Genomic DNA, 9,684 nt, shown 5'->3' with positions numbered 1-9,684 from the left:
GGCCCAGGCGACGCAGTCGCGCTCGCGGTTGGTGAGGGCGGGCAGGCCGCGTCGCACACGCCTGCGGGCAGGCGGTGCCGGCACGATTTGGCTCCGGGGTTCCGGCTCTGGCGCCGGGGAGCAGTGCCATGCCCGGAAGAACTCGCGCGGGAGCGGATCCTTTCGCGCCTCGGCAACCGCCTCGAAGGGGACAGCCTCCAGTGTGCTCGTCATGAAACCCGTTCGGTTCAATCAATGGTCCGGCCGAAGCCGTCTTAATCTGAAAATATCCGCACCTCGCAGCCGCGGCGCGTGCCGGCGGCGGTCGGGCAAAAGCCCTGTTGTCGCCGACCGTTACAGTTCAGTGCGCCAGCGCCGGCGACGGAAATATGTTTTTCGTCTCGACAAGGTCGCAAAGCGCGCCATCGACGACGGCTGCATGGCGATCTGCCTGAAACAGACCGGCCAGGTCATCGGCGATCTGTTCGGCGGCGCGACAGGAGAGGAGGAGGACGAGGGGACCACCCCGGTCGGCTGGAACCTCAATCCGCAGTTCGGGGGCCAAGGATATGCGTTCGAAGCCGCAAGGGCCCTGTTCGACCACTTGTTCCGGTCAAAGGGATTTCGCCGGCTTTATGCCTCTGTCGAGGACCACAACATGCCCTCGCAGCGCCTGTGCGAAAAGCTGGGCATGCGCCGGGAGGGCGTGTTCGTCGAGTTCATCTCGTTCACCAGGGACGAGGACGGCAGTCCGATCTACGAAAACACCGTGCAATACGCCATCCTGCGACGAGAATGGATGTCGGGTGTTCCGGCGGTCTGAAAATGGCGGAAGGCGCAGATCGCGGATTTGCGCCGGGCCGTCCGGCGCTTAGGTTGACGGGCTGAAACAGGCTTCGGCAAAGGCCGTAAAAGCCTGGATGATCGGTCGTTTGAGCGCCGCACCGCGATGGGCGAGGGCAATCTGATGCTGCGGCGGGTGGCCGGCCAGGGGCACCCGGACGACCGGGCTGCCGTCGTAGCAGGGGCCATCCGGCAGGTCGGTCGCCAACAGGCCGATACCGAACCCGTTGGCCACCATTGACCGCAGCATCTCGATCGAGCCGGTTTCGTGGGCGACCCGCACCGGGACGCTGGCATTCTGCAACAGCGACAGGAAATAGCCGCGGCTGTGCGGCAGGTTCACCAGGATGACCGGCTCCTGTGCCAGCTCTTCGCCGCGCAGGCTGCTCCGCCCGGCGAACCTGTGCCCCTGCGGCAGCAGGGCATAGGGCTCGGCCGCGGCCAGGGGCCTGATGACGAAGTCGGACGGAATACCGAAATCGTAGAGCAGCGCCAGGTCGATCCGGCCCTCGTTGAGCCAGTCGAACAGCGTTTGCAGGTCGCCTTCGAGGATGCGGACTTCGGCGTCGGGGCGGGCTTCCAGAAAGCCGCGCACCAGCTGCGGCGCGTAGCGCGGGCCCAGGGTGGAAAACACCCCGAGATGCAGGAATTCCGGCGTTCCCTCGCCGCCGCTCAGGACCCAGCGCGCCTGCTTCTCCAATTCGCGCAGCTGGGCGAGCTTGTGCTGCCCGAACGGGGTCAACTCCATCCCGCGTCCGGGGATGCGGATGAAAAGCTTCTGCCCGAACACCTCCTCGCAGCGGGAAATGGCCAGCGAAACCGCGGGCTGCGAGGTATTCAGCGCGCGGCTTGCCGCCGCGGTGCTGCCAGTGTCCGCGACCGCCAGCAGGATTTCGACCTGGCGGAAGTTCAATGGTATATTCAAACGGGAATATCCTTTATATCGCCCTCTTATTTCCGAGTATACCCGACCGGCCGCTATCCTCCAGCAAACAAATGATGGGGGATGCATGTTCGAAACTGACAGAACGACGGGGCGCAGGCCGCTCGAAGGTGTCCGGGTGCTGGATTTTTCCCGCGTCCTGGCCGGGCCCTACTGCACGGCGCTGATGGCCGATCTGGGGGCGGAGGTGATCAAGGTCGAGCCTCCCGCGGGCGACGATTACCGCCATATCGGTCCGTTCAAGGACGGCGAGAGCCTGCTGTTCCAATCGGTGAACCGTGGCAAGAAATCGATCGTTCTGGATCTGAAATCAGAAGAAGGCGCGGCGGCGGCCCGGGCGCTGGCGGCGGAGTGCGACGTGCTGGTCGAAAACTTCCGCCCCGGTGTGATGGAGCGGTTCGGGCTGGGGGCGCAGACGCTGTGCGCGGCCTGTCCCCGACTGGTCTATGTTTCCGTATCCGGGTTCGGTCAGACCGGCCCCAACCGGATGCAGCCGGCCTATGACATCATCATCCAGGCGATGAGCGGACTGATGGATATGACCGGCGCCGAAGACGGCCCGCCCATGATGGTCGGCGAAGCCTTTGCCGATGTCGCCGGCGGCATGTTCGCGGCCTTCGGGGCGATGGTGGCGCTGTTCGACCGCAGCCGCAGCGGCAGGGGGCGGCATGTCGATCTGGCGCTCTACGACGCGTTGGTGTCGATGATGCCGGTCGCGGCCTGCCGGGCGCTGATGGCGGGCGAGACGCCAAGGCGGACGGGCAGCAAACACGCGCTGTCGGCCCCCTTCGGCACCTATCCGGCCCGGGACGGCGGTTTCGCCGTCGCGGTGCTGAACGACCGGCTGTTCGAGCGTTTCGCGGCCGCCATCGGCGCGCCGGACCTGGCGGACGATCCGCGGTTTGCCAGCGATGCCTTGCGGCGTCAGAACGAGCCGGCGCTGGCGCAGCACATCGAAAGCTGGGCCGCCGACCGCAGCGCGATGGAGGCTGTGGCGGTTCTGTCCGAGGCGGGCATTCCGGCCGCGGCCCTGTGCTCGGTGTCCGAGGCCTGGAACTCGCCGCAAGCGCACGCGCGCGGGCTGGCATCGACAGTGGATCATCCCGTCCTCGGCACGGTCACCGTACCGGAGCAGCCGGTGCATTTCGGCGGTGCGCCGCGGGGCGGACGTCGGTCGGCGCCCGCCCTGGGCGCCAACACCCAGGACATTCTGCAACAACTGCGGCACAAGCAGGGAGAGCCCCGATGAGCGTTGACCTGAACAGCGAAGAACAGGCCGTCATCGGCCAGATCGAACGGTTCTCCAGCAAGGTTCTGGTGCCTGCCGCCGCCGAAATCGATGCAAAGTCCCGATTTGCGACCCTGCATCGTCCGGCGCTGGCCGAGATGGGCATCATGGGGATGAACCTGCCCGAAGCCTATGGCGGCATCGGCTTGTCCGGGCCGGCGCTCTACTGTGCGGTGGAGGCGATCGCGGCGGCCTGCGGCTCGACCGCCTCGATGCTGACCGCGCATTTCCTGGCCACGGATTCGCTGCTTCTGGGCGCAGATGAGGCGCTGAAGCAGCGCATTCTGCCCGCCGCGGCGGCGGGTGAGGCCCTGGGGGCCTTTGCCCTGACGGAACCGATGGCCGGCTCCAACCCGGCGGACATGCGCAGCACCGCCACCCGCGACGGCGACGGCTACCGGCTGAAGGGCTCCAAATGCTTCATCTCCAATGCGGGGGAGGCGGATTTCATTGTGGTCTACGCCAAGACGGACAGTGCTGCCGGCGCCCGCGGGGTCAGCGCCTTCGTGGTGGAACCGGCCAGGATCGAGGGAGTGGAAATCGGCAGGCCCGAGGAAACCATGGGCCTGCGCGGCGGCCATGTGTTCCCGATCTCGTTCGACTGCCACGTGCCTGCGGAAAACCGGCTGGGCGACGAGGGCACCGGGTTCCGCACCGCGATGAAGGTGCTGGACAATGGCCGTATCGAAGTGGCCGCGCAGGCCACCGGCATTGCGCGCGCCGCGCTGGATGCGGCTGTGTCCTATGCCAGGGAACGCGAGGTCGGCGGACAGCCGATCGGCAGTTTCCAGGGGCTGCAATGGATGCTGGCCGACAGTGCCACCGAACTGGCGGCTGCGCGGGCCCTGGGGTTGCAGGCCGCCCGCAAGCGCGGAACGGGAGCGCGCTATTCGCGGGACTCGGCCTTTGCCAAGCTCTACGCCAGCGAGGCGGCCTGGCGCATCGCCGACCGGGCGCTGCAGATCCACGGCGGATACGGCTATACCCGCGACTTTCCGTTGGAACGCTACCTGCGCGACTTGCGGATCTTCCGGATCTACGAGGGCTCCTCGGAGATCCAGCGAACCATCATTGCCCGCGACCTGCTGAGCTAGGGTCCTGGATGAGCCTCCGCGCCTGTGCGCCTCTTCGAAAGAGAGCTTCAGCGCCGCGAGCGTTTTCCCGAACGGGGCGCAAGGCGGCATTCCGGATGGGCGGCGAATGTCCGGTCGGGTCCGAATGCCGCCGGCTCCGGTCTTCAGATGTGCAAGGCTGTCGCGCCAGCCGGGCGGCGGGCTCGGCTTCAGGCGTTGTTCGGAAGAGTGAGTGTCGCCAATGCGCCGGCAGGGCCGTCGAGTGCAACGATAGCAGATGGCCAGGCATCCACATCAACTGCGAGAGCGGTGCGAAGCCAGGCGAGGCTGAGCCGCCGCGTCGCTTCCAGGGCATCGGGGGCTTCAATCTCGGTTTCCTTTGCATCCAACCCGGCAATGCCGCCCAGTCCGTGACCGACGCCATGCACGTTGACAAGAGCCTGGGCCCCCGGGCTGTCATGGAAGGCGTCGGCATGCCACTCCGGGCCGCGTGGCGTGAAGTGCGGGTTGTCATCCGCGCCGCAGACCACAAGACTGGGGGGTGTCATATGCGCAAAATCCACGTCGAAAAAGGGAAAGCGGGCCGCACTTTGTTCGGTGAGGTCGCGGCCACCGCGACCAGGCGCTGCCAGCAGAACGCCCGCAGATATGCGCGTATCGGCAAAGCTCTCCCCAGCAATCTGCGCGCCCAGAAGCAGACTGACCGTGTGGCCGCCAAAAGAGTGTCCGGCGGCCGCGATGCGCCGATGATCGAGGCGACCCGCGATTGCCGGCGCCTGCTGCTCCACCTCGTCGAGGCGGTCGAGAATGGCCGTCATTTCGGACACCCGCTGGCGCCAGAAATAGGGAGCACCCGGGGCGTCGCTCGGCAGGCCCGCGACCGGCGAATTTCCATGGGTTGGCCGGATCACGGCGAAACCGCGTTCGGCCCAGAATTGCGCCAGGGGTTCGTAGCCGTCCTTGGACGGAACATATTTGGAGGGCCCGGCTCCGTGCGACAGCAGCACGATTGGCAGGGCACTGCCACTTGCGGGTGCCGTCAGGCGCAGTTCAAGCGGTGTGCGCCCAGCCATGGGCAGGATGATCGGCGTGTAGGCCACGGTCAATCCGGCCTGGGGCGTTGGAATCGAACGCGATAGATTGATGAGATTGTTCATGGTGTCGTCCTGGTTGACGGCGCTGCAAGCGGTCGGCCACAGGCCAGCCCACTCAGCCGCTGGTGCTGGAGGCTGATTGGCTGAAGAGCGTTTTGGCGTCGGCACCTGCGGGCAGGCGCATCGGCGCATCCAGCTCCGTCACCGCCCGCCATACGGCCTGCGCCACGTCGGCAGCCTCTGTTTTCTCGGCCGAGCCGCGCATGGTGGCAAAATAGTCCTGCACGAAAGCCTCGTATGGCGCCGGAACGGTCATGCCCATACGCGCCACGGCATTCTTGCCGAAGGCGGTCGTCGGGGACGAGCCCGGCAAGACGAGCCGCGTCCGGATGCCGAATTGCGCCGTCTCGAGGGCAAGGCTTTCCGTGAACGCGTTGATGGCGGCCTTGCTGGCGCTATAGACCGACAGCGCCGGAAACGGGCGCAGCGTGACGCTGGAACTGATGTTGACGATGACGCCTGCACGGCGCGCGCGCATACCCGGCAGGACAGCCTGGGTCATCGCCATCGTACCGAGGACATTGGTCTCGAAAAGTTCGCGGGCCTTGGCCATGTCCACGCCCTCCAGCGCGTTCAACATGCCGACCCCGGCATTGTTGACGAGCGCATCGACAGCACCGGCGTCCGCGACGGCTTGCGCGATGCTTGCTGCATCGGTGACGTCGAGCGGCAAGATGTGCAGGCGATCGTGCGCCGCCATTGTGTGGGCCGTCGGCTTGCGCATGGTCGCAATGACGTCCCATCCTTCCGTGAGGAACAGTTCCGCAGTCGCGAGACCGAAGCCCGACGAAGCGCCGGTGATCAGAATCCTGGGCATTGATGTATCTCCTGTCGTTGCTACGACGAGAGATGGACAGAAATCGTCGGACTTTCTATATTCAAAAGTCCATAATATTTCAGCAAGAGTCCGAAATATGGCTGTTTTGACAAGCGATCCCCTTGCCAGCGTTGTGGCGCTGCTCAAACCGGAGCCCTCGATCGCGAAGCTGGTCAGTGGCGGCGGCCGCTGGCGCGTCGAGCGCACGAAGATGGCCAACCCGTTCTATTGCGCCATGTCGATGGGCACATGCCTGCTGACCATTCGGGACCGTGCGCCGCTTGTCCTTGAACCGGGGGATTTCGTGCTGGTGCCGGAAGTTTTCGATTTCACGATGTCGAGCATCACTCCGCCACCAAGCGGCGCCTCGCATTTGCCGCTGGAGATCGGCCCAGGCATGTTCCGCCTGGGCGAACAGGGCGCACCGACCGATGTGCAGTGCCTGGTGGGCCACTGCAGCTTTGCCTCGCCTGACCGGGAACTGCTCGTTTCGCTCCTGCCGGCGGTCATCCATGCGCGCGGGCAGGGACGCTTGATCGCGCTCGTTCAGATGATCCAGGAAGAGACGCAAAGTGATCGAGCGGCGCGCGACATGGTCCTCGGGCGGCTTTTGGAACTGTTGCTGGTCGAGGCTTTGCGCTCCGCCGAAAGCACGACGGTGGAACCCGGTTTGCTCCGAGGCCTTGCCGATCCGCAACTTGCCTTGGCGTTGCGGCAGATCCATGCAGACCCCGGTGCAAGCCTGTCTGTTCAAGGCCTGGCCTCTGCGGCGGGCATGTCGCGCTCCACCTTCTTCGACCGCTTTCGCCGCGAGGTCGGATCAGCGCCCATGGAATATGTCGCGGCTTGGCGGATGGCAGTGGCCAAGGACATGCTGGTGAGGGGCAATATCGCGATCGCCGAACTCGCGCGGCGTGTCGGCTACGGTTCGGTCAGTTCTTTCAGTATGGCCTTTTCGCGGCATGTCGGAACATCGCCCGGCGCTTTCGCTGCGAGACTGCGGGCCGCATAAGGCGCAATCGCGCGGTTCTCGGCGCCGCCTGATGGCGAGACGGTGATCGGCGGCAATATCGCGTTGTAGAGGGAAATGGCGTTGTGTGGCGGGGCCTTGCGAGCTTATGCGAGGTCCCGACTGGAGCGAAGCCCGAAGGGCGGCAGCGCGAAGTCAGAAAGTGGCGGAGAGTTCGGTAAGACGTTTCGAGCTCGGAGCCAGGAGCGCAAGCGCGCGACCGCCCGTAAGGGCGCCCCCGCGGAGGCGTGGAGCGCAGCGAAACTGCCGTGAGCGAAAGGATGGCGGAGAGGAAGGGATTCGAACCCTCGATACCGTCTCCGGTATACTCCCTTAGCAGGGGAGCGCCTTCGACCACTCGGCCACCTCTCCGTGGCGACCTTTTCAAGGATTTGCGAGCGTTTGGCAATAGGCCGATCTGCAGTTTCCAGCAGCAATTTGCACAACGCGCGGGAACCGGCGGGATTCGCGGGCTGATAGGCTCTTTTTTTTGCGCACCCCTTTTCCGGGCCCTTGGCGGGACCGCAGGAGCCAACGGGCGGCCGAAGTCCCGATCAATCCGCCGCACCGCCAGGCGGGCTCATGGCCTCGCGCTGGGCGGCCCATGTCAGCAGCGCATCGAGCGCCGGGCACAGGGCCTGGCCCCATTCGGTCAGGCAATATTCCACCTTCGGCGGCACCTGATGGTGGACGATGCGGCGGACGATGCCGTCGCCTTCCATCTGCCGGAGCTGCTGGATCAGCATCTTCTGCGAGACGGCCGGGATCGCGCGCTCCAGATCGGAAAAGCGCATGATGTTGCCGCCGAACAGGTGGAACAGGATGATCAGCTTCCACCGGCCCTCCAGCAGCTTCAGCGCGGTTTCGACGCCTTCGGCCGCAGTTTCCCTCGTGTATTCCATGGGCTTACTTTCAGGTAAGTATCTTACTTTTTCGTCGGTTCTTGTCATTTGGTCAGGCTAGGGCAACCTGTGTCTCCAGACAACGCAAATCGGAGACCCGTCATGTCCCTGTCCCTTTCCCTGCCGGCCCCCGTCGCCGCCTATTTCGCCGCCGACCAGGGAGACGGCGATGCCGTCGCCCGCTGCTTTGCCGAGGACGCGGTCGTCACCGACGAGCGCCGGACCCATACGGGCCGGGAGGCCATCCGCCGATGGAAGACGGAGGCCTCCAGCAAGTTCAGTTACACGACCGAGCCTTTCGCGGTGGACGAGAAGGCAGGCAGCATCGTGGTCCGCGCCCATGTTGCGGGAAACTTCCCCGGCAGCCCGGTCGATCTGCGCTACGCCTTCGTGCTGAAGGGCGAGAAGATCGCGCAGCTGGAGATCACCGCATGAGCTTCGATCTCGGCCTCGAGGGCAAGCGCGTGCTCGTGACGGGCGGCACCAAGGGCATCGGCGCGGCCGTGGTCGCACGGCTGCGCGATGCCGGCGCGCGCGTGGTGACGACGGCCCGCAGCCTCCCCGCCGATCCCGCGGAGGGCGTCCATTTCGTCGCCGCTGACCTGACCACGGCGGAAGGCTGCGCCGCTGCCGTCGCCGGCGTCCTCGATCGCCTCGGCGGCGTCGACATCGTCGTGCACGTGGTCGGCGGATCGTCGGCGCCGGGCGGCGGGTTCGCCGCGCTGGACGATGCGCAATGGTGCCGGGAGCTCGACTGGAACCTGATGCCGGCCGTGCGGCTCGACCGCGCGCTCGTGCCCGGCATGATCGCGCAGGGCTCCGGCGCGGTCGTGCACATCACCTCGATCCAGAACCGCCTGCCGCTTCCGGAGTCCACCACCGCCTATGCCGCCGCCAAGGCGGCTCTCTCCACCTACAGCAAGAGCCTGTCGAAGGAGGTGGCGCGCCACGGGGTGCGGGTGGTGCGGGTGTCGCCGGGCTGGGTGGAGACGGAGGCGGCGGCCGCGTTGGCCGAGCGCTTGGCCGAGCAGGCCGGCACCGACTACGAGGGCGGCAAGCAGATCGTCATGGATGCGCTCGGCGGCATCCCGCTCGGCCGTCCGGCACGGCCGGCGGAGGTGGCCGATCTCGTGGCCTTCGTCGCGTCCCCGCGCGCAGGCGCGGTGACGGGCACGGAGTTCGTCATCGACGGCGGCACGGTGCCCACGGTCTAGCGGGGGACGCGCTTTCGGCAAGCCTGGTTCAGCCGCGCCTGTGCAGAAAATCCTGCAAGGCGCGGTGCGGCTCCGATGTCTCGCGGGTCTCGTGAACCTTGTGGACGGTGGCGAAGACGACTTCGACCGCCATGTCGTTGAATGAGATGGTCCAGAGCCGCAAGGGCAGCGGCTTCCAGCGCTCGGTCGCCTCGCTCTCCGTCACTTCCGTGAAGTGCCATGGGCGGAGCGGGTAGGTAGACGCGTCCGGCTTACCTTCGGCTTTGCGCGCTCTCTGCTGCGCTGCGACTTATGCAAAAAATAACAGCGTGAAATAGCCCATCCAAACAAGCATGCCTGCTGTTTTGAGCATGAACAACGGAGTTGGATCTTCGGTTTCTGTTTCAGAGCGACCATAGCGAAAGTGATACTGGAAAAACGTCCGCTTTCCGTATTTTGCTTTAAACTTTCTGAAGTCGACAA

At 65.7% G+C, this 9,684-nt stretch carries 12 protein-coding genes and 1 tRNA gene; 6 read left to right on the top strand and 7 right to left on the bottom strand.

The genetic code is table 11. The annotated features are described in order from the left end of the window. A partial coding sequence (locus MNI96_RS03430) for a hypothetical protein (RefSeq protein WP_249690359.1) occupies nucleotides 1-213 on the bottom strand: 213 nt, incomplete at its 3' end. Here MNI96_RS03430 and MNI96_RS03425 point away from each other — a divergent pair. Then, a complete protein-coding gene (locus MNI96_RS03425; RefSeq protein WP_249690416.1) occupies nucleotides 212-802 on the top strand; it encodes a GNAT family N-acetyltransferase in 591 nt (196 codons plus the stop codon). The two genes, MNI96_RS03430 and MNI96_RS03425, sit on opposite strands and share 2 nt — an antisense overlap. A gap of 48 nt (nucleotides 803-850) precedes the next feature. On the opposite strand, the gene MNI96_RS03420 is transcribed toward MNI96_RS03425, so the two are convergent. After that, nucleotides 851-1,735: a LysR family transcriptional regulator gene (locus tag MNI96_RS03420; RefSeq protein WP_249690358.1), complete on the bottom strand. Its 885-nt coding sequence runs from the start codon at nucleotides 1,733-1,735 to the stop codon at nucleotides 851-853. 97 nt (nucleotides 1,736-1,832) lie between these two features. On the opposite strand from MNI96_RS03420, the gene MNI96_RS03415 reads away from it, so the two are divergent. Both MNI96_RS03415 and MNI96_RS03410 read left to right on the top strand, forming a co-directional pair. Continuing rightward, on the top strand, nucleotides 1,833-3,014 hold the full coding sequence (locus tag MNI96_RS03415; protein WP_249690357.1) for a CaiB/BaiF CoA transferase family protein: 1,182 nt from the start codon (nucleotides 1,833-1,835) through the stop codon (nucleotides 3,012-3,014). Then, nucleotides 3,011-4,147, top strand: a complete 1,137-nt coding sequence (locus MNI96_RS03410; RefSeq protein ID WP_249690356.1) for an acyl-CoA dehydrogenase family protein — start codon at nucleotides 3,011-3,013, stop codon at nucleotides 4,145-4,147. The genes MNI96_RS03415 and MNI96_RS03410 overlap by 4 nt, the downstream gene beginning before the upstream one ends. Before the next feature lie 188 nt (nucleotides 4,148-4,335). Here MNI96_RS03410 and MNI96_RS03405 read toward each other — a convergent pair whose 3' ends face one another. Next, complete coding sequence (locus MNI96_RS03405; protein WP_249690355.1) at nucleotides 4,336-5,283, bottom strand: alpha/beta hydrolase family protein; 948 nt, start codon at nucleotides 5,281-5,283, stop codon at nucleotides 4,336-4,338. A gap of 52 nt (nucleotides 5,284-5,335) precedes the next feature. Further along, complete coding sequence (locus MNI96_RS03400; protein ID WP_249690354.1) at nucleotides 5,336-6,097, bottom strand: SDR family oxidoreductase; 762 nt, start codon at nucleotides 6,095-6,097, stop codon at nucleotides 5,336-5,338. 97 nt (nucleotides 6,098-6,194) lie between these two features. Between MNI96_RS03400 and MNI96_RS03395 the strand changes: the two genes are divergently transcribed. Next, nucleotides 6,195-7,109 carry a helix-turn-helix domain-containing protein gene (locus tag MNI96_RS03395; protein WP_249690353.1) on the top strand — a complete coding sequence of 305 codons (915 nt, stop codon included), beginning with the start codon at nucleotides 6,195-6,197 and terminating at the stop codon, nucleotides 7,107-7,109. Nucleotides 7,110-7,388: 279 nt separating this feature from the next. On the opposite strand, the gene MNI96_RS03390 is transcribed toward MNI96_RS03395, so the two are convergent. Then, a tRNA-Ser gene (locus MNI96_RS03390) sits at nucleotides 7,389-7,478 on the bottom strand. 182 nt (nucleotides 7,479-7,660) lie between these two features. Next, complete coding sequence (locus MNI96_RS03385) at nucleotides 7,661-8,056, bottom strand: winged helix-turn-helix transcriptional regulator (protein ID WP_502960292.1); 396 nt, start codon at nucleotides 8,054-8,056, stop codon at nucleotides 7,661-7,663. Nucleotides 8,057-8,110: 54 nt separating this feature from the next. Between MNI96_RS03385 and MNI96_RS03380 the strand changes: the two genes are divergently transcribed. Further along, complete coding sequence (locus tag MNI96_RS03380) at nucleotides 8,111-8,443, top strand: nuclear transport factor 2 family protein (RefSeq protein ID WP_349629117.1); 333 nt, start codon at nucleotides 8,111-8,113, stop codon at nucleotides 8,441-8,443. Continuing rightward, on the top strand, nucleotides 8,440-9,222 hold the full coding sequence (locus MNI96_RS03375) for an SDR family oxidoreductase (protein WP_249690351.1): 783 nt from the start codon (nucleotides 8,440-8,442) through the stop codon (nucleotides 9,220-9,222). Before MNI96_RS03380 ends, MNI96_RS03375 begins: the two co-directional genes overlap by 4 nt. Nucleotides 9,223-9,250: 28 nt before the next feature. Here MNI96_RS03375 and MNI96_RS03370 read toward each other — a convergent pair whose 3' ends face one another. Further along, the gene (locus tag MNI96_RS03370) at nucleotides 9,251-9,427 is read right to left on the bottom strand and encodes a hypothetical protein (protein ID WP_249690350.1); all 177 of its coding nucleotides are present in this window, start codon (nucleotides 9,425-9,427) and stop codon (nucleotides 9,251-9,253) included. Between the last annotated feature and the right edge of the window lie 257 nt (nucleotides 9,428-9,684).

The organism is Stappia sp. WLB 29 (assembly GCF_023507705.1).
In the GTDB taxonomy this organism is placed as follows: Bacteria; Pseudomonadota; Alphaproteobacteria; order Rhizobiales; family Stappiaceae; genus Stappia.
Note: the sequence above shows the minus strand (reverse complement) of the source record. Positions and strands in the feature narration are given on the sequence as shown.

Excerpts from the sequence above, each read along its gene's own strand:
- MNI96_RS03425 (WP_249690416.1), top strand. The coding sequence starts at position 212 with ATGAAACCCGTTCGGTTCAATCAATGGTCCGGCCGAAGCCGTCTTAAT.
- MNI96_RS03415 (WP_249690357.1), top strand. The coding sequence starts at position 1,833 with ATGTTCGAAACTGACAGAACGACGGGGCGCAGGCCGCTCGAAGGTGTC.
- MNI96_RS03410 (WP_249690356.1), top strand. The coding sequence starts at position 3,011 with ATGAGCGTTGACCTGAACAGCGAAGAACAGGCCGTCATCGGCCAGATC.
- MNI96_RS03405 (WP_249690355.1), bottom strand. The coding sequence starts at position 5,283 with ATGAACAATCTCATCAATCTATCGCGTTCGATTCCAACGCCCCAGGCC.
- MNI96_RS03400 (WP_249690354.1), bottom strand. The coding sequence starts at position 6,097 with ATGCCCAGGATTCTGATCACCGGCGCTTCGTCGGGCTTCGGTCTCGCG.
- MNI96_RS03395 (WP_249690353.1), top strand. The coding sequence starts at position 6,195 with ATGGCTGTTTTGACAAGCGATCCCCTTGCCAGCGTTGTGGCGCTGCTC.
- MNI96_RS03385 (WP_502960292.1), bottom strand. The coding sequence starts at position 8,056 with ATGACAAGAACCGACGAAAAAGTAAGATACTTACCTGAAAGTAAGCCC.
- MNI96_RS03380 (WP_349629117.1), top strand. The coding sequence starts at position 8,111 with ATGTCCCTGTCCCTTTCCCTGCCGGCCCCCGTCGCCGCCTATTTCGCC.
- MNI96_RS03375 (WP_249690351.1), top strand. The coding sequence starts at position 8,440 with ATGAGCTTCGATCTCGGCCTCGAGGGCAAGCGCGTGCTCGTGACGGGC.